17 protein-coding genes are annotated in these 17420 nt (G+C 72.2%); 10 read left to right on the forward strand and 7 right to left on the reverse strand.

Annotation, left to right across the window (positions count from 1 at the left end; all coding sequences use genetic code 11):
• Positions 1-259: 259 nt before the first annotated feature.
• Together ACWEVP_RS45470 and pdxR are read right to left on the reverse strand one after the other, a co-directional pair.
• Positions 260-2029 carry an MFS transporter gene (locus ACWEVP_RS45470; RefSeq protein WP_452068816.1) on the reverse strand — a complete coding sequence of 590 codons (1770 nt, stop codon included), beginning with the start codon at positions 2027-2029 and terminating at the stop codon, positions 260-262.
• Positions 2030-2123: 94 nt separating this feature from the next.
• Entirely contained in the window at positions 2124-3596 is a 1473-nt protein-coding gene (pdxR, locus tag ACWEVP_RS45475) for a MocR-like pyridoxine biosynthesis transcription factor PdxR (protein WP_452068817.1), read from the reverse strand.
• 28 nt (positions 3597-3624) lie between these two features.
• Between pdxR and ACWEVP_RS45480 the strand changes: the two genes are divergently transcribed.
• Both ACWEVP_RS45480 and ACWEVP_RS45485 read left to right on the forward strand, forming a co-directional pair.
• Complete coding sequence (locus tag ACWEVP_RS45480; RefSeq protein ID WP_452068818.1) at positions 3625-4422, forward strand: class I SAM-dependent methyltransferase; 798 nt, start codon at positions 3625-3627, stop codon at positions 4420-4422.
• Complete coding sequence (locus ACWEVP_RS45485) at positions 4419-4643, forward strand: hypothetical protein (RefSeq protein ID WP_452068819.1); 225 nt, start codon at positions 4419-4421, stop codon at positions 4641-4643. Before ACWEVP_RS45480 ends, ACWEVP_RS45485 begins: the two co-directional genes overlap by 4 nt.
• Here the strand turns inward: ACWEVP_RS45485 and ACWEVP_RS45490 are convergent.
• Both ACWEVP_RS45490 and ACWEVP_RS45495 read right to left on the reverse strand, forming a co-directional pair.
• Positions 4580-7801 (reverse strand): tetratricopeptide repeat protein, encoded by a 3222-nt coding sequence (locus ACWEVP_RS45490; protein ID WP_452068820.1) that lies wholly within the window; start codon positions 7799-7801, stop codon positions 4580-4582. The genes ACWEVP_RS45485 and ACWEVP_RS45490 overlap by 64 nt on opposite strands.
• Before the next feature lie 241 nt (positions 7802-8042).
• Positions 8043-8771, reverse strand: coding sequence for an alpha/beta fold hydrolase (locus tag ACWEVP_RS45495; RefSeq protein WP_452068821.1), 729 nt, complete (start codon positions 8769-8771; stop codon positions 8043-8045).
• Positions 8772-8818: 47 nt separating this feature from the next.
• On the opposite strand from ACWEVP_RS45495, the gene ACWEVP_RS45500 reads away from it, so the two are divergent.
• The 3 genes from ACWEVP_RS45500 to ACWEVP_RS45510 all read left to right on the forward strand — a co-directional run bounded on the left by ACWEVP_RS45500 (position 8819) and on the right by ACWEVP_RS45510 (position 11801).
• Positions 8819-10072, forward strand: a complete 1254-nt coding sequence (locus ACWEVP_RS45500) for a cytochrome P450 (protein WP_452068822.1) — start codon at positions 8819-8821, stop codon at positions 10070-10072.
• Positions 10072-10962: a LysR family transcriptional regulator gene (locus ACWEVP_RS45505; RefSeq protein ID WP_452068823.1), complete on the forward strand. Its 891-nt coding sequence runs from the start codon at positions 10072-10074 to the stop codon at positions 10960-10962. Before ACWEVP_RS45500 ends, ACWEVP_RS45505 begins: the two co-directional genes overlap by 1 nt.
• A 92-nt stretch (positions 10963-11054) precedes the next feature.
• Positions 11055-11801, forward strand: a complete 747-nt coding sequence (locus tag ACWEVP_RS45510; protein ID WP_452068824.1) for an SDR family NAD(P)-dependent oxidoreductase — start codon at positions 11055-11057, stop codon at positions 11799-11801.
• 18 nt (positions 11802-11819) lie between these two features.
• Here ACWEVP_RS45510 and ACWEVP_RS45515 read toward each other — a convergent pair whose 3' ends face one another.
• Both ACWEVP_RS45515 and ACWEVP_RS45520 read right to left on the reverse strand, forming a co-directional pair.
• Positions 11820-12632 (reverse strand): carbon-nitrogen hydrolase family protein, encoded by an 813-nt coding sequence (locus ACWEVP_RS45515; protein WP_452068825.1) that lies wholly within the window; start codon positions 12630-12632, stop codon positions 11820-11822.
• The gene (locus ACWEVP_RS45520) at positions 12629-13423 is read right to left on the reverse strand and encodes a DUF1295 domain-containing protein (protein ID WP_452068826.1); all 795 of its coding nucleotides are present in this window, start codon (positions 13421-13423) and stop codon (positions 12629-12631) included. The genes ACWEVP_RS45515 and ACWEVP_RS45520 overlap by 4 nt, the downstream gene beginning before the upstream one ends.
• Before the next feature lie 30 nt (positions 13424-13453).
• Here ACWEVP_RS45520 and ACWEVP_RS45525 point away from each other — a divergent pair, with 30 nt between their 5' ends.
• Positions 13454-13945: an EXPERA domain-containing protein gene (locus ACWEVP_RS45525; RefSeq protein ID WP_452068827.1), complete on the forward strand. Its 492-nt coding sequence runs from the start codon at positions 13454-13456 to the stop codon at positions 13943-13945.
• An 11-nt stretch (positions 13946-13956) separates the two neighbouring features.
• Positions 13957-15168: a threonine synthase gene (locus ACWEVP_RS45530; protein ID WP_452068828.1), complete on the forward strand. Its 1212-nt coding sequence runs from the start codon at positions 13957-13959 to the stop codon at positions 15166-15168.
• On the opposite strand, the gene ACWEVP_RS45535 is transcribed toward ACWEVP_RS45530, so the two are convergent.
• Positions 15165-15518, reverse strand: a complete 354-nt coding sequence (locus ACWEVP_RS45535; protein WP_452068829.1) for an arsenate reductase family protein — start codon at positions 15516-15518, stop codon at positions 15165-15167. The two genes, ACWEVP_RS45530 and ACWEVP_RS45535, sit on opposite strands and share 4 nt — an antisense overlap.
• A 52-nt stretch (positions 15519-15570) precedes the next feature.
• On the opposite strand from ACWEVP_RS45535, the gene ACWEVP_RS45540 reads away from it, so the two are divergent.
• The 3 genes from ACWEVP_RS45540 to ACWEVP_RS45550 all read left to right on the forward strand — a co-directional run bounded on the left by ACWEVP_RS45540 (position 15571) and on the right by ACWEVP_RS45550 (position 17393).
• Positions 15571-16164: a TetR/AcrR family transcriptional regulator gene (locus ACWEVP_RS45540; RefSeq protein ID WP_452068830.1), complete on the forward strand. Its 594-nt coding sequence runs from the start codon at positions 15571-15573 to the stop codon at positions 16162-16164.
• Positions 16161-16778, forward strand: a complete 618-nt coding sequence (locus ACWEVP_RS45545) for an enoyl-CoA hydratase-related protein (protein WP_452068831.1) — start codon at positions 16161-16163, stop codon at positions 16776-16778. Before ACWEVP_RS45540 ends, ACWEVP_RS45545 begins: the two co-directional genes overlap by 4 nt.
• A 141-nt stretch (positions 16779-16919) precedes the next feature.
• Positions 16920-17393, forward strand: coding sequence for a cell division protein SepF (locus tag ACWEVP_RS45550; protein WP_452068832.1), 474 nt, complete (start codon positions 16920-16922; stop codon positions 17391-17393).
• Positions 17394-17420: the final 27 nt, after the last annotated feature.

A 17420-nucleotide genomic window follows, 5' to 3' on the forward strand; every position in this document is an offset into this window, starting at 1 on the left:
GCACGCGGGCGGCGAGGTGCTGGATCGGGCCGGTGGTTACCTGGCGGGGTGCCTCGAGCGCCGCACCCTCCATGCCGCGCGAAGACGAGCCCGCCCTCCCGCGAGCTGTTCGATCTTCACATCGATCTCATGATCGGACCGTTACCCGGTCTTTGACAATTGCGCCGTTCGGCCTAAAACCAACGGCGGGGAGAGCCCGTGAAACGGCAACGGGCCGGCCGCCACCGGGTGGTGGCAGCCGGCCCGTCGCCGGTGTGGGTCAGCGCTCGGCCGAAGGCGACACCAATTCGCTCGGCCCGCCGCTCGACTCGCCCGCCACGGCGGCCAGCTCCTCGCCGACCGACTCCCCGCCGGAGGGGCGCGCGTCCTTCGTCAGCAACGACGCCACCGCGCCGATCAAGCACACCGCGATCGCGAAGCCGAACGCCACCGCCAGGCCCGACTGGAACGGGCCCGAAATCAGGTTCGGGAAGAAGCTGCGTCCGGTCAGGAACGACGCCTGGTCCGGCGGCAGCGACGACAGCTGACCACCCAGCAGCTGCTGGATCGGGTTGTAGCCCAGGAACGCCGCGAACAGCACCGCCACCGCCGGCAGGTTCGCCACCTGGGCCGCCGCCGCTTCGGGGACGCCGTGGGCCACCAGACCGTCGTGCATCGTCGAAGGGAGACTGCTCGACAGGCCCGAGATGATCAGGCTGAAGAAGAAGCCGATCGACAGGACCATCGCCGCGTTCTGGAACGTCGTCATCATGCCCGCGCCGGAGCCGCGCGCGTCCGCCGGCAGGCTGTTCATCACCTCGGCGCGGTTGGGCGAGGAGAACATGCCCATGCCGATGCCGTTGACGAGCAGGATCGCCGCGAACGCCCAGTAGTCGAAGTTCACCGGCAGGATGATCAGCAGCAGGAACGTGATCGCCGTGATGAGCAGGCCACCCGAGGCGAGCAGGCGGCTGCCGATGCGGTCGGCGAGGATGCCCGACGTCGGCGCGGCGACCAGGAACCCGACCGTCATCGGGAGCATGTAGATGCCCGCCCACAGCGGCGTCTGCTCGAACGTGTAGCCGTGCTGCGGCAGCCAGATGCCCTGCAGCCAGATGATCAGGATGAACTGCAGGCCACCGCGGCCCAGCGACGCCGTCAGGTTCGCGATGTTGCCCCAGGTGAACGAGCGGATCCGGAACAGCGACAGCCGGAACAGCGGGTTGTCGACCTTGGTCTCGATGACCACGAACGCGACCAGCACCGCGACGCCGCCGATCAGGCAGGACAGCACCATCGGGCTGGTCCAGCCGGTCTGGGACGTGCCGTAGGGCTGGATGCCGTAGGTGATGCCGACCAGCACCGAGATCAGGCCGACCGCGAAGGTGATGTTGCCCCACCAGTCCATCCGCGCGTGCTTGCGGACGCCGGTGTCGTGCAGCTTGAGGTAGGCCCAGATCGTGCCGATCACGCCGAACGGCACCGAGACGAGGAAGATCAGGTTCCAGTCGACCGGCGCGAGCACGCCGCCGACGACCAGGCCGAGGAACGAGCCCGCGATCGCCGCGACGCCGTTCATGCCGAGCGCGAGCCCGCGCTGGTTGGCCGGGAACGCGTCGGTGAGGATGGCCGAGGAGTTGGCCATCAGGAAGGCGCCGCCGACACCCTGCACGATCCGCCAGCCGATCAGCCACAACGCGGCCGCGTCACCGTCGAACCAGGTGACGGCCAGCATGATGGAGGAAACGGTGAAGACGGCGAAGCCGAGGTTGTACATCCTCGCGCGGCCGTACATGTCGCCGAGCCTGCCGAAGCTCACCACCAGCACCGCGGTGACCACGAGGAAGCCCATGATCATCCACAGCAGGTAGCTGGTGTTGGCCGGTTCCAGGGGGTTGATGCCGATGCCCTTGAAGATGTCGGGCAGCGCGATCAGCACGATCGAGGAGTTGATCGTGGCGATCAGCATGCCCAGCGTCGTGTTGGACAGCGCGATCCACTTGTACCGCGGCCCCAGTTCCGCGATCGAATACGTCCGGCGTTCCGCCACTGTGCAACCCTTCTGCTCGCAAAGTCCCTTAGCTAGGCTAAGCAACTTGCTTGCGTATGGCAACCAAGTCCGCGAATCGCCTGCGAGAGCATGATCACACTCGCTTGACTGTCCTTTGTGGAGTCTTTACCAGCCGCCCCAGCACGGCCACGCCTTCCGCGATCTCCGTCGCGTTCCGGGCCGCGTACCCCAGGACCAGGCCCGGCGGCCCCGGGAGCTGCCGGTGCCACGACAACGGCTGCACCTTCACCCCCTCCTCGAGCGCGGCCGCCGCCACCGCCACGTCGTCGACCTCGGGCCCGAACGTGATCGTCAGGTGCAGGCCCGCCGCCGCGCCGTGGACCACCGCGGACGGCAGCTCCGAAGACACCGCGCGGATCATCGCGTCGCGACGACGTCGGTGCCGCGCCCGGACCACCCGCAGCTGGCGCTCCAGCTCACCGGTCTCCATCAGCCGGGCCAGCACCAGCTGGGCCAGCACCGGGTTGCCGAGATCCGCGAACCGCTTCGCCGCCACCAGGTCGTCGAAGAACCGCGGCGGCGCCAGCAGCCACCCGACCCGCAACGCCGGTGCCAGCAGCTTCGAAACGCTTCCCGTGTACCACACCTCCGGCACCATCGACCGCACCGCGGGCACCGGCGCGCGGTCGTAGCGGTGCTCCGCGTCGTAGTCGTCCTCGACGACGATCCCGCCCTCGGCCGCCCAGCGCATCAGGTCACGACGGCGCTCACCACCCAGGACCACGCCCATCGGGAACTGGTGGGCCGGCGTCACCAGCACCGCCGGCGACCGCAGCCCGTCGACGCGCAGGCCGTCCTCGTCCACCGGGACCGGCGGCGTCGCCAGGCCGCAGTGGTGCAGGTGCTGGCGCGCGCCCAGCGAACCCGGGTCCTCGACCGCGATCGAAGACACGCCGTGCTGCCGCAGCACCTCCCCCGCCAGCGTCAGCGCCTGCGCGACCCCGGCCACCACGATGATTTCGCCGGGGTCGACGCGGATGCCGCGGTTGCGCGCCAGCCAGCGCGACACCGCCAGCCGCATCGCCGGCGCGCCGCGCGGGTCGCCGTAGCCGAAGTGCGCCGGCTCGAGCTCGTCGAGGACCGCTCGCTCGGCCCGCAGCCACGCCGCGCGCGGGAACGCCGTCAGGTCCGGCACGCCCGGGGTCAGGTCGATCCGGGCCGGGGTCGCGCGGATCGCGTCGAAGACCTCGACCCCCGGCAGCGGCGTGATCACCTTCGCCGGCGGTCGGACGCGCGCGGGCTCGGGCGCCAGCACCGGCGCGGCCACCACCACCGTGCCGGCCCGGCCGCGGCCCGCCGCGTGCCCGTCGTCGATCAGCCGCTGGTAGGCCTCGGTGACGACCCCGCGCGACACGCGCAGCTCGGCCGCCAGCACCCGGGACGCGGGCAGCCGGCCGCCGACCGGGAGCCTGCCGTCGGCGACGGCGGCGCGCAGCTGCCCGGCGAGCCAGTCCGCGAGGCCGCCCGGCGGCGCCTCGCGGACGTCGAGCTGGAGGAAGTCCGACCCTATGGACCCCTCCGGCCGCGGGGTTTTGGCTCTGTCCATCGAGCCATTGTCGCAGCACGCTGGGCGTATGGACACCACTTACGTGCACGGGTACACCGCTCCCGAGGCTCGCCGCCTCGGCGACCAGGCCGACACCCTCGCCGGGCTGCTGCACGCCGGGACGGCCTACCCCGCCGGGAGCCGCGTGCTGGAGGTCGGTTGCGGCGTCGGCGCCCAGACCGTCCACCTCGTGGCGCGCAGCCCGGACGCGCACCTGACCGCCGTCGACGTCTCCGCGGCCTCCCTCGACCAAGCGAGACAACGGGTTCCGGGCGTCGACTTCCGCCGAGCCGACCTCTTCGACCTCGACGGCGAATGGGACCACGTCTTCGTCTGCTTCGTGCTGGAACACCTGCCGGATCCCGGGAAAGCGCTGGCCCACCTGAAAACGCTGCTGCGGCCGGGAGGCACGATCACCGTGATCGAGGGCGACCACGGCTCCGCGTTCTTCCACCCGCGCAGCGACCACGCCCAGGCCGCGATCGACTGCCTCGTGCGCCTGCAGGCCGACGCGGGCGGCGACGGGCTCATCGGGCGACGGCTGTACCCCCTGCTCGCCGAAGCCGGGTTCGCCGGGGCGAAAGTCGAGCCGCGGACGGTCTACGCGGACGCGTCACGACCGGACCTCGTCACCGGTTTCACCCGCGACACCTTCACCGCGATGGTCGAAGGCGTCGGCGAGACCGCGGTGGCGAAGGGGCTCGCCGACGAGGCCGGCTGGGCACGCGGAATTCGCGACCTGCACCGCGCCACCAGGGAATACGGGACCTTCCACTACACGTTCTTCAAGGCAACAGCCCTTCGCACTCCGGGAGGAGCGTCATGATCATCGCCGTTCTCGCCGCCGTCGTCCTGCTCGCCTGGGCACTCGACCACGCGTACCGCCGCCGTCCGTACCCGCGCAACCGGCTGGCCGGCAGCACCGACGTCTTCGACCGGGACGTCCAGCGCCTCGAAGGCGACCTCGTCGCCGACGAGCGCCACTACTCCAGGTCCGTCAGCCGGTCCCGGACCCGCTTCGCGCCGGGCACGCACTCCCCGGCGTAACAAGCGAGCGCGCGTTCCCAGTGTTCGCGCGCCGCTCCCGGGTCTCCGAGTCCACTGTGGACTTCGCCGAGCCCGTGGTGGGCCCGGCCCTGTTCCGGACGGCAGCCCGTTTCCTTTGCCACGGCAAGGGCTTCCCGGTGGTACCCGAGCGCGTCCGCGGCCGCGCCGCGCGCCCGGGCCAGCGCGCCGAGACTGTTGAGCACCCGGGACTCCACGCCCCGGTCGCCGCATTCACGGGCCAGGCTCAGCGCCTCTTCGAGGTGCTGGGCCGCTTCGGCGGGCCTCCCCTGGGCCAGCCGCACGTCGCCGAGGTGCTTCAACGCGACGCTGCGGTTGGTCGGGCTGCCGGTCTCCTGCACGATCTCGAGCGCCCGGTCCAGGTGGGCCGCGGCTTCGGCGTACCGGCCGCGGGCGTGCTCGACGTCGCCGAGGATGCCGAGCGCGTAGCCCTCGCTCACCCGCACGCCCATGGCGCGTAAGTGCTCCAGCCCCTCCCCCAGCGCCTGCGCGGCTTCGTCGTGGCGTCCCAGCGCCGACAGGGCGTCGCCCATGTTGACCAGCGCGTAGCCCTCGCTGGTGCGGTCGGCGGTCTCGCGGGCCAGCGCCCGCGCTTCTTCGAGGTAGCCGACCGCCTCGCCGTAGCGGCCGATGCCGCGGCACGAGCAGCCGAGCACGACCAGCACGAGGCCTTCGCTCGTGCGGTCGCCGTTCTTCCGGGCCAGCGACAGGGCTTCCGTCGAGTACGTGATCGCCTCGGCGAACCGGCCCAGCGCGCGGCAGACCAGGCCGAGTGTGTTGAGGACGTGGATTTCGGTGCGCCGGTCACCGGTCTCGCGGACCAGCGCCAGCGCTTCTTCCAGGTACCGCCGCGCTTCCCGCGACCGGCCGACGCGCCAGTGGCCCAGCCCGATCAGCGTGAGCGGCTCCGCCTCGGCCACCGCGTCGCCGGCGTCGTGGGCCAGCGCGGACGCGTGCGTGTGCAGCACCAGCGATTCCTCGTGGTAGCCGCCGACGTCCAGGTAGTGCCACAGGATGCCGGACAGCAGCCGCAGGTGGTCGGCCCAGCCGTGCCGGGTCGCGTGCGCGGCGACGGCCAGGAGGTTGCGCCGCTCGGCCTCCAGCCACGCCGGCGCGTCGAGCACCTTGACGTCGGGGTCGGGCACTTGCGGGCGCAGGTGCCGTTCCTGCGGCAGGACGGCGTCCATGGCCTGCGCGGCCGAACGGACGTAGAAGTCGAACAGCCGCTCCTGCGCGTCGTGGCTCTCGGCCGCATCGCCCGCGGCGAGCTCGGCGGCGTAGACGCGCAGCAGGTCGTGCTGCTGGACGCGGTCGTCGCCGGTCTCCTGCGCGAGGTGGGCGCGGACGAGCACCGCGATCAGGCGCTCCGCCTCCGGCGGGGTGACACCGGCGAGCGCGGCGATCGCGGCCGGGGTCAGGTCGCGGCCCGGGTGCAGGCCGCAGAGCCGGAACACGCGGGCCGCGTCGGCCGCCAGGTGCCGGTAGGACCAGGAGAAGACGGCGCGGACCGCGGTCAGCGGGTCCCCGCCGCCGTCCAGGAGGTCGAGGCGCCGGCGTTCGTCGGCCAGCTCCTCCGCGAGGGCGGCGAGCCGCTCGCCCGGGCGGCTCAGCGCCAGCTCGGCCACCAGCCGCAGCGCCAGGGGCAGCCGGGCCGAGTACCCGATCAGCGCCTCGGCCGCGTCCGGCTCGGCGTCGACGCGCTCGCCGAGCAGCGTGCGCAGCAGGTCGAGGGCTTCGGCTTCGGTGAGCAGGTCGACGACGACGCGTCGCGCGCCGTGCCGCGCGACCAGGCCGGGCAGCGCGTCCCGGCTGGTCACCAGCACCAGGCACGACGGCGAGCCGGGCAGCAGCGGGCGGACCTGCCCGACGGAGCCGGCGTTGTCCAGCAGCAGCACCATCCGGCGGCCGGTGAGCGCGGTGCGGAACTTGGCCGCGCGTTCCTCCGGCTCGGTGGGGATGTCCGCGCCGTCGACGCCGAGGGCGCGCAGGAACCCCGACAGCGCGTCGCCCGGCTCGACCGGCCGGACCGTGCCGTAGCCGTGCAGGTCGAGGTACAGCTGGCCGTCCGGGAACTCGGCGAGCGACCGCTGGGCCCAGTGCACCGCGAGGGCGGTCTTGCCGACCCCGCCGGTGCCGGACAGGACGGCGATGCGCGCGCCCGTGCCGTCGCCGGCCGCGACGGCGTCCAGCTCGGCCAGCTGCGCGCCGCGGCCGCGGAAGCCGGCGACGTCCGCGGGCAGCTGGGCGGGGACGCGGGAGGGCGGCGGCGGGAAGTCCTGGCGCAGCACCTGCCGCTGGGCCGCGCGCAGCTCCGGCCCGGGTTCGATGCCCAGCTCGCCGTCCAGCCGCCGCCGGATCTCCTCGAACGCCGCCAGGGCGGCCGCTTGCCGTCCCGACGCGGCCAGCGCCAGCATCAGCCGGGCGTGCGCGGACTCGTTCAGCGGCTCCTCGGCGGTCAGCGCGCGCAGGTGCACCGCCGCGTCCTCGGGGTCGGCCGCCTCGGCGTACGCCATGACCGTCTTCGCGCGCTTCATCGCCAGCGCCAGCCGCAGGGGGTGCTGCCGGAGGCGATCGATGTCGGCCAGTGCCGGGCCACGCCAGAGTTCGAGCGCCTCGCGGTGGGCGCCGGCCTTCAGGAGCGCCTCGAAGCGCAGCAGATCGAGGTCGTCCTCGCCGGCGGTGAGCCGGTAGCCGCCCTTGTCGGTGGTGATGGGGTCGGCGGGCCGCAGCACCCGCCGCAGCCGCGCGACGTAGGTGTGGAGCAGCTCCAGGCACGACGGCGGCGGCTCGTCCCAGATGACGTCGACGAGGTCCTCGCGCCGGACCGTCCGGTTCGGCTGCAGGGCCAGCAGCGCGAGCAGCAGGCGCAGCTTCCCGGCGCCGATCTCGACCGGGGAACTGCCGCGCAGCACGGTGAGCGGGCCCAGGACACCGATCCGGACCGGCTCCGGCGGGGCCTCGGCAAGCGCTTCCCGCAGCCGGCGTTCGGTCTCCGGACGGGGGCGCCGGACGCTGCCGAGCTCGGCGTTGCGCACCGCGCGCAGGCTCAGCCCGGCGCGGTCGGCCAGCTGGGCCTGGGTGAGGCCGGCGAGCACGCGCCGCTCCCGCAGCCACCCGGCGAACGGCAGGCCTTCGTCCACAGGCGTCCTCTCCCCGCGTGCCCCCGCAGCGGAACGTACCGCTCCAGCATTCCGATCGTGCCGCTTCCGATGTACCACCGAACGGCGAAGATAACCGTTTCCGCAGGTACTGAGGGTGACGACGGCCGGGGGAGCCGGTACAGCCGTTCGTCCACCACCGTTTCCTAGGCTGTGCGGGTCCGGTGGTGGCGAGGGGTTCGGAGCAGCCGTCGCATGGGGTACGACGGCTGCCCCCGAGCCTTCAGGCGTCGAAGCGCTCCAGCAAGGCGCGTACGGCGGCTGGGTCCTCGACGTGGGCGTTGTGCCCGAGGCCGGCGAGGGTGACCGCGTCCGGATCCAGCGCGCGTAGCTGGTCCGGACGGCTCATGGGGTCGTTTTCGCCCGTCGCCAGCACGACCGGGCACCGCGCCGCGGCGAGCAGCGCCGGCATGTCCGGCGCGCCGACGCCGAACGCGGCCGGGTCCATCGCGAGGCGCCAACCTCCCTCGGTCTCGCGAAGCCCGGCCGGGTCCGCGGGCGCGATGCCGAGCAGCCCGGACACCTTCAGGTAGGCCTGCTCGGCGTCCACGCGCGACTCGAAGACGCGGGCCGGGCGGGCGGCGAACGTCGCCGCGCGGCCCAGGTCGTCCTGGGTCCACTCGACCTTCACCCCGACCGCGAGCACGCCCGCGACCTCGACGTCGTACTTCCCGGAGGCCAGTTCCAGGGCCAGCACCCCGCCGAGGGAATGGCCGACGACGACGTACGGGCCCTTCCCCGGCAGGGCCCGCGCGATGGCCGCGGTGAACGTCTCGAAGCTGTAGTGCGGCAGCGGCGCGGACCGGCCGTGACCGGGCAGGTCGGGCACCAGGACGCGCCGGGGCAGCGGCGGGGCGAAGTGGTTCCACACGGCGCCGGTCGAGCCCAGGCCGTGCAGGAGGAGAACGGCCGGTTCGCCTTCGCCGCCGGTACGCATGTTCAGGGTGTCCATTCCGGCAGCCTGCCAAATTGTCGGTGGCCGCGGCTAGGGTCGGGCTCGTGGCGATCACCGATCCGGACACCTACGTGCGAGGGGTCCCGTACGACGAGCTGGCGCGGCTGCGGCGCGCCGGCCCGGTGGTGCGCGTCGACCACTTCTGGGCCGTGCTCGGCCACGCCGAGGTGCGGCGGGTGCTGCGCGACCCCGGCACGTTCTCCTCCCAGCTCGGCGGGACGCAGATCCGCGACGCGGCCGATCTCGCCTACGTGCGCCGGATGATGCTCAACATGGACCCGCCGGAGCACGGCAGGCTGCGCGGGCTGCTCACGAAGGCGTTCACCCCGCGGGCGATCGCGAAGCTGACGTCGCAGATCGAGAGCCGCGCGCGGGACCTCGTCGCGGGCGTCGCTTCGCGGGGCTCGTGCGACTTCGCGGTCCTGGCGGCCGATCTTCCGCTGCAGACGCTGGCGTCGGTGTTCGGCGTGCCGGAACAGGACCGGCGGCTGATGTACGACTGGAGCAACCGCGTCATCGGTTACCAGGACGCCGAGTACGCGGTCAGCTCGACGGTTTCCCCCGCGGAGGTGAGCGAGCTGGCGCGGGCCGCGCTCGCCGTCCGCCCGTCGCCGGGTCCGGACGGGTCGATGCCGGACCCGCGGACGCGGGCGGGCATGCCCGATCTCTACGCGTACGCCAACGCGCTGGGCGAGTACAAGCGCTCGCACCCGGGCGACGACGTCATGAGCAACCTGATGCGCCACGTCGGCGACGACGGCGGCCGCGTCTCGCTCGCCGAGTTCGAGAACCTCTTCTGGCTGTTTTCGGTGGCGGGCAACGAAACCCTGCGCAACGGGCTGCCCGGCGGGCTGCTGGCGCTGCTTTCGCACCCCGCGCAGTACCGGCGGCTGCTGGCCGACCGCTCCCTGCTGCCGTCGGCGGTCGAGGAGATGCTGCGGTTCTGGACGCCCGTCATGCACTTCCGGCGCACCGCCGTCTCCGACGTCCGACTGTCCGATGTGGACATCCGGGCCGGGGACAAGGTCGTGGTGTGGTTCTCTTCGGCCAACCGGGATCCGGCGGTGTTCGACGACCCGGACGCGTTCGACATCGGCCGGACGCCGAACGACCACCTGACCTTCGGCCACGGCCCGCACTTCTGCCTCGGCGCGCACCTCGCGCGCGTGCAGCTGCGGGCGATGTTCGAGGCGGTGCTCGACCAGCTCGGCTTCGTGTCTTCGGCGGGTGAGCCGGTGCGGCTGCGGTCGAACTTCCAGAACGGCCTGAAGTCGCTGCCGATCCGGTGGGACCGCTGATGGAGATCCGGGAAATGCGGGCGTTCGTCGCGGTCGTCGAGGCCGGCGCGCTGTCGAAGGCGGCGCGGCAGCTGCACGTGAGCCAGCCGGCGCTGTCGCAGACGATCACCGCGCTCGAACGCCGGCTCGGCGTCCAGCTGCTGGTCCGCACCAGCACCGGCGTCCAGGCGACCGAGGCCGGGACGACGCTGCTGGGCGAGGCGCGCGCGGTGCTGGCGCGCCACGAACAGGCCCTCGCCGCGTTGGCGCGGCACACCACGACCGACGTGCTGCGTGTCGGCATCCCCCTGGAGCTGCCGCCGGAGCTGCTGCCCTCGGCGCTCGCGCGGCTGGCCGAGACGTACCCGGAAACGCGGGTGCAGGCCCGGCACCTCTCGTCGGTGGCGCAGGTGACCGCGCTGCGGGCGGGCGAGCTCGACGTCGGGCTGGTCCGCGAGCGTCCGCCGGGGCCCGACCTGGACGCGGTGCAGGTGGTGGCCGAGGACGTCGGCGTGCTGCTGGCCACCGAGCTGGCGGAAAAGCTGGGGTCGCCGGTCCGGCTGGAGGACCTGGCCGGGCTGGAGTGGTTCGCGTTCGCCCGCGCGGGCAGCCCGGCCTGGTACGACGAGCTGGCGGCGATCCTGCGCAGCCACGGCCTCGAGGTCGGCCCCGAGGTCCCCGAGGACCAGCGGCTGATCGTCGAGCTGAAGATCCCGGCGGTCAGCTCCGGCGGGGCCTACGCGTTCGCTCCGCCCGAGTGGCCGTACCCGATGCCGGACACCGTGCGGTGGGTGCCCTTGGCGGGGAACCCGATCGTGCGGCGGACGTGGGCGGTGTGGCCGGCGACGTCGCACCGGCGTGACCTCGCGGCGTTCGTCGCCGCGTTGGAGGCCTATCGGCACGGCGAATAGGGGCATAAGAAGCGCCGACGGCTTCGCCGGAAGCCCGTTTCGGTCGTCGCGCTTGTATCCGGTGAAAGGCAACGGATACGAGGAGTTGAGCGATGGGTTCGGAACTGTCCGGGTCGACGGCACTGGTGACCGGCGGAACGAGCGGAATCGGCCGGGCGACGGCGATCGCGCTGGCGGATCTCGGCGCGCACGTCGTGCTGTCCGGCCGTGACGCGGCACGCGGCGAGGAGGTCGTCACGCGGATCCGGGCGTCGGGCGGCAAAGCCGACTTCGTGGCGGCCGACCTGACGGACGCGGCGTCGGCGCGGGCGCTGGCGGACCGGGCGCGGGAGCTGGGCGGCCAGGTCGACGTGCTGGTGAACAACGCGGGGATCTTCCCGACCGGACCGACCTCCGCCCTGTCGGAGGCCGACTTCGACCGCGTGTACGACATCAACGTGAAGGTGCCGTACTTCCTGGTGGCGGAGCTGGCCCCGGAGATGGCTTCGCGCGGGCGCGGCGCGATCGTCAACGTGTCCACGATGGTCGCGGCGAGGGGCATGGCGGGCATGGCGCTGTACGGCTCGTCGAAGGCGGCGGTCGAGCTGATGACGAAGGCGTGGGCGGCGGAGTTCGGGCCGTCGGGAGTCCGCGTGAACGCGGTCAGCCCCGGCCCGACACGCACCGAGGGCACGGCGGTGTTCGGCGAAGGCCTGGACGAACTGGCCGCGGCGGGCCCGGCCGGCCGGGTGGCGGCACCGGCGGAGATCGCGTCGGCGATCGCGTTCCTGGTGACCTCGGGGTCGAGTTTCGTCCAGGGCGCGGTGGTCCCGGTGGACGGCGGCCGGCTGGCGGTCTGAGCCCGGCCGGGGAGGGCGTCACCGCAGGAAGGTGACGCCGTCCCGGGGCCGCTCGTCCACCGTCAGCGAGAACACGTCCGGCCGCGAGTAGTGCCCCGACACATCAAGGCTCTTCCGCGCCACCACGATCTGCTCCAGGTCGATCTCCGCCTTGAGCACGCCCTCAGACCCACGCAACGGCCCGGCCAGCACGTCGCCCAGCGGTCCCACGATCACGCTCCCGCCACGGAACGGATCCTCTCCCGAAGACTCGTACGGGCATGCCGACACCACGAAACACCGGCCCTCGTCGGCGATGTGGCGCATCGAGGCCTGCCAGACGTCGCGGTCGTCCGCCGTCGGGGCGCACCAGATCTCCACGCCCTTCGCGTACATCGCCGCCCGGAAGAGCGGCATGTGGTTCTCCCAGCAGATCGCCGCGCCCGCCAGGCCCGCCGCCGTTGGGACCGCCGGGAGCGTCGACCCGTCGCCGCGGCCCCAGACCAGCCGTTCGCGCTCGGTCGGGACCAGTTTGCGATGCTTCGCCACCAGCCCGAGGTGGGGGTCGAGGAACACCGCCGTGCTGTACAACGTCGAGCCGTCGCGCTCGATGACGCCGGCGACAACCGAAGCCCCGGTCCGTGCCGCGAGGCCAGCCAGCTCGGTGACCTCGGGGCCCGGCACCGGCACCGCCGCGCGGAAGTACTCCGGGAACGGGCCACCGCGCGGGTACCCGCCGAGCACGGCTTCGGGCAGCACCACCAGTGCGGCGCCGCGGATCTCGTCCTCGAACGCCAGGGTCCGCTCGACCGGAACGCCCGTCCCGACCTGCAGCGCCGCGACGACCGTCACGACCGGGCCGGTTCACGACGAGGCGGCCAAGGCACCACCGCCGACACCCGGCGCTGGTAGTCCGCGTACTCCGGATAACGCGACTTCGTGATGCTCTCCGTGAACTTCGTCGACCCGACGAACAGCAGCGTCAGCAGGACCGCGCCGAGCACCGTCCACTGCGGACCGGCGGCGACGATCCCGAACACCGCGATCACCCACCACTGCGCCTGCTCGAAGAAGAAGTTCGGGTGCCGCGAGTAGCGGAACAACCCGGTCTGGCAGAACCGCGTCGGCGCCCGGCCCGCGCGCTTCTCCCGGTGGAACACCCACTGCTGCTGGTCGGCGACCGTCTCGCCGACCAGGAACGCCGCGAAGACCACCGCGGCCACGACGTCCCAGACCCCGAACGAGCCCTGGTTCTCCAGAGCGGCGTACGCGGGCAGCGTGATCAGCAGCAGGATCGCGTTCTGGTAGAGCGAGATGAAGAAGAAGTTGAACACCTGGAACTGCCACGGCGCCATCCGCTCGCGCAGCACCGCCCACCGGTAGTCCTCGCCGCCGCGGGCGTAACCACCCTTCCGGGCGAAGTTGAACGTCAGCCGGATCCCCCACAGGGTCACCAGCGCGAACATCACGTCCAGCCGCGCGTCGGCGAACCCGGCGGCGCCGGCGAAGATCGCCAGGTAGGCGACCGGGACGATCGACCAGATCCGGTCGACCCAGGAGTACTCCCTGGTCAGCACCGACATCAGCCACGTGCCGAGCGTCACCCCGGCGAAGACGTAGAGGCACACTCGCAGCGCGTCCATCCCCTCACAATAGGACCTAGGATCACCTCCATGAACCTGCCGCTGCGGGACCGGAAGATCGACGTCTTCTTCGCGGTGCTGTTCTCGGCCTTCACGGTGACGTCGCTGATCAGCGACCTGCTGCCGACCGTCGGCGTCGACTTCTCGAAGCCTTCGGACAACTTCTTCGTCAACTCGAACTACTGGTACGCCCACGACGCCGACCCGCTGTTCATGCACCCGCCGGACTGGATGCGGATCGTCACCGGGCTCTCGGCGTTCGTCTACATGCCCTTCTACGTCGTGCTCGTCTTCGCGCTGCTGACCGGCCGGAACTGGATCCAGCTGCCGTCGGTGGTCTACGCGACGATGATCGTCACGCTGACCGGGATCGTCGTGTTCGGCGTCGAGTTCTTCGGCGACCCCGCGTTCCGCACCGGCAACCCGGCGAAGTTCCTCGCCTTCAACCTGCCCTACGTCCTGGTTCCGCTGCTGCTGCTCGTCCGGATGCGCAAGCCCCTGCCGTTCACCCGCCCGTTCTGACCGGAGGCGCCGTGCCGTACTCGTTCCTCAGCCACCTCGACTGCTCCCGGACGGGTGAGCGCCTCGACGCCGACGTCGTCCAGGGCCTCTCGCCGTCGGGTGCGCCGCTGCTCGCGCGGTACGACCTCGACGGCGTCCGCGAAGCCGTGACGCCGAAGGAGATCGCCGGCCGCGAGCCGACGCTGTGGCGCTACCACGAGGTGCTGCCGGTGCGCTCGCCCGAGCACGTCGTCAGCCTCGGCGAGGGCATGACGCCGTTGCTGCGCCTGCCGCGGTACGGCCGCGAGCTGGGGCTGTCGCGGCTGTGGGTGAAGGACGAGGGCCTGGTCCCGACCGGCACGTTCAAGGCGCGGGGCGCCGCGGTCGGCGTGTCGCGGGCGGCCGAGCTGGGCGTGGGCGGGATCGCGATGCCGACCAACGGCAACGCGGGCGCGGCGTGGGCGTTGTACGCGGCCCGCGCGGGCCTGACGAGCCTCGTCGCGATGCCGGACGACGCGCCCGCGATCACCATGCGGGAGTGCGTCGCCGCCGGGGCCGAGCTGTACCGGGTGGACGGTCTCATCGGCGACGCGGGGAAGCTCGTCGCCGCGGCGGTCGGCAGGCGGCCGGGGGTACAGGACGTTTCGACGTTGAAGGAGCCCTACCGCATCGAGGGCAAGAAGACGATGGGGTACGAGATCGCGGAGCAGTTCGGCTGGCGGCTGCCCGACGTCGTCCTCTACCCCACCGGCGGCGGAGTCGGGATCATCGGGATCTACAAGGCGCTGCTGGAAATGCGGGAGCTGGGCTGGGTTTCCGGCCCGTTGCCCCGGTTGGTCGCGGTGCAGGCGACCGGGTGCGCGCCGATCGTCGAGGCGTTCTCGCGCGGCGACCGGGAGAGCACGGTGTTCCCGGACGCCCGGACCGTCGCTTTCGGGATCACCGTGCCCAAGGCGCTGGGCGACTTCCTCGTGCTGGACGCGGTGTACGCGACCGGCGGCACCGCGGTCGCCGTCACGGACGAGGAACTCCTTGCGGCACAACGGGAACTGACCACGTTCGAGGGCACGTTCGTCTGCCCGGAAGGCGGGGCGTGCTTCGCCGCGTTGCGGCACCTGCGCGAGTCGGGCTGGCTGGGCGGCGACGAAGACGTCGTCGTGCTGAACACCGGCGCCGGGATCAAGTACCCGGAGACGGTGCCGCTCGACGTTCCGCTGCTCGCCGAGGACGGCGTGATTCCCTAAAGGACCGAGCGGACCGTTTCGGGGTCGCGGGCGACGACCGTGGTGCCGTCGTCGGCCGTGATGATCGGGCGCTGGATCAGCTTCGGGTGCGTGACCAGGGCTTCGACCCACCTGGGCCGGTCCGCGCCGGTGCGGCCCCACGACTTGAGGCCGAGTTCCTTGGCGATCGGTTCGGCGGTGCGCGTGATGTCCCACGGTTCGAGGCCGAGGCGCCCGAGCACGGCTTCGAGTTCCGCCGCGGTCGGCGGGTCCTCGAGGTAGCGGCGCACGGTGTACCGCGCGCCGGCTTCGTCCAACAGCGACACGGCGGACCGGCACTTCGAGCACGCCGGGTTGACCCAGATCTCCACGGCGGCAGCTTACCGCCTGGTTTTGGAGCACGCGTTCTGTTACGGTCGCGGCATGCCCCGCCCCCGCGTCCACGACCTCGACGCGCTGCTCGACGTCGCCGAGCGGCTCGTCGCCTCCTCGACGGATGTCACCGTGCGCGGCCTGGCCGCGGCGGCGGGAGTCCCGAACGGGACGATCTACCACGCGTTCGGGTCGCTGAACGCCCTGCTGGCGCGGGTCTGGCTGCGCGCGGCGACCGAGTTCCTCGACCTGCAGACCTCTTTGGTGGACTCCGCGGCTTCGGCGGTGGAGGCCGTCGTCGCGGCGGCCGACACGCCCGCGGTGTTCGCGTCCCGGCGTCCCGACGGCGCGCGAATGCTGCTGAAGGTGCGCGGCGACCGGCTGTTCGGCCCCGACCTGCCCGAAGAGCTGGCCGAAGCCCTGCACGCGGTGGACAAACGGCTGGTCGCGCTGCTCGTGCGGCTCGCCCGGCTGGTGTGGGACCGCGGCGACGGGCTGGCCGTCGAGGTGATCACGACGTGCGTCGTCGACCTGCCGACCGCGTTCTTCCGGCGCGACATCACCGACCCCCTGGTGCGGGAGAGGCTGGCCGCCGCGGTGCGGGCCGTGCTGACCGTGCCGCCCCGAGAAAAGGACCGAAAGTGACCGTTTTGCACCTGGGCGACGACGAAAACCGCTTCTCCCCGGACTGGCTGCAGCGCGTGCATTCCACTTTGGACGAAGTGGGCGACGTGCTGGTGACCACCGGCGGCGGCAAGTTCTACTCGAACGGCCTCGACCTGGAGTGGTTGACGGCGCACGGGGACGAGGCCGCGCAGTACGTCAGGGACGTGCAGGAGCTGTTCGCGCGGGTGCTGACGCTGCCGGTCCCGACGGTGGCGGCGATCACCGGCCACGCGTTCGGCGCGGGCGCGATGCTGGCGATGGCGCACGACTTCCGCGTGATGCGCGCGGACCGCGGGTACTTCTGCTTCCCGGAGGCGGACATCAACATCCCGTTCACGCCGGGGATGGCGGCGTTGATCCAGGGGAAGCTGACGCCGGCGGCGGCGATCGCGTCGATGACGACCGGACGGCGGTTCGGCGGTTCCGAAGCGGTGACCTTCGGCCTGGTGGACGAGATCGCCTCGGAAGGCGAAGTCGTGAAGGTGGCTTCGGCGCGGGCCGAGGTGCTGGCGGGCAAGGACCGCGAGACCCTCGGGGCGATCAAGGCGACGATGTTCGCACCGGCGGTGGCGGCGTTGCGCGCGGCGGCCTGAGCACGGCTGGGCCTCCGGCCCCCGGTTTCCAGCTTACCGGGGGCCACCGACAATTCCGGCCCGTCGCCGGATTCGGGTGGTGGGGTGGGAAGATTCTCCATATCCACCATCGCACTCCGCGCGGCCCCCTAGAATGCTCGCGTGCCGGAAGCGAACATCGTGCTGGACTACGTCCAGGTCCTGGTCTGGCCGCTGTCGGCGTTGCTCGCGTTGCTGATGGCCGCCCGTTTCCTCAGGGAAAACACGCGACGAACGGATGACCGTCCCGTCCTTCGCTCCGACGTTTCCTGGGTCGGGCCGGACGGGACGTCTTCGCTGGACGCAGCCCTCCAGGACTCGGAATGGCTGGCCGCCACCGGCGGCGGCCGGCCACCCGGTGCTGCCGTTCACCTCCAGCAGGCCGTGCGCGTCAATCCGGCGAGCTATCGCGAAGCCGCCCGGGAGATCGCCGAAAGCCTGCTCGCCGGGCGGGTCGTCGTTCTCGACCTGGCAGGCACCACCCCGGAGACAGCCGCGCGGCTCATCGACTACTGCAGCGGGTTCACCCGCGCCGCGCGAAGCCTCGTGCAGCAGTTGTCGAGCACCGTCCTCGTCCTGACTCCCCAAGCCGGCTGACCCGGGTCCCGAACCGGAAGGATTCGA

This window comes from Amycolatopsis sp. NPDC003865 (genome assembly GCF_053605345.1).

Bases quoted from the DNA above. Each gene is read 5' to 3' on its own strand.
- pdxR (WP_452068817.1), bottom strand. From the start codon at position 3,596: ATGGACAGAGCCAAAACCCCGCGGCCGGAGGGGTCCATAGGGTCGGAC.
- ACWEVP_RS45480 (WP_452068818.1), top strand. From the start codon at position 3,625: ATGGACACCACTTACGTGCACGGGTACACCGCTCCCGAGGCTCGCCGC.
- ACWEVP_RS45485 (WP_452068819.1), top strand. From the start codon at position 4,419: ATGATCATCGCCGTTCTCGCCGCCGTCGTCCTGCTCGCCTGGGCACTC.
- ACWEVP_RS45495 (WP_452068821.1), bottom strand. From the start codon at position 8,771: ATGGACACCCTGAACATGCGTACCGGCGGCGAAGGCGAACCGGCCGTT.
- ACWEVP_RS45505 (WP_452068823.1), top strand. From the start codon at position 10,072: ATGGAGATCCGGGAAATGCGGGCGTTCGTCGCGGTCGTCGAGGCCGGC.
- ACWEVP_RS45510 (WP_452068824.1), top strand. From the start codon at position 11,055: ATGGGTTCGGAACTGTCCGGGTCGACGGCACTGGTGACCGGCGGAACG.
- ACWEVP_RS45520 (WP_452068826.1), bottom strand. From the start codon at position 13,423: ATGGACGCGCTGCGAGTGTGCCTCTACGTCTTCGCCGGGGTGACGCTC.
- ACWEVP_RS45525 (WP_452068827.1), top strand. From the start codon at position 13,454: ATGAACCTGCCGCTGCGGGACCGGAAGATCGACGTCTTCTTCGCGGTG.
- ACWEVP_RS45540 (WP_452068830.1), top strand. From the start codon at position 15,571: ATGCCCCGCCCCCGCGTCCACGACCTCGACGCGCTGCTCGACGTCGCC.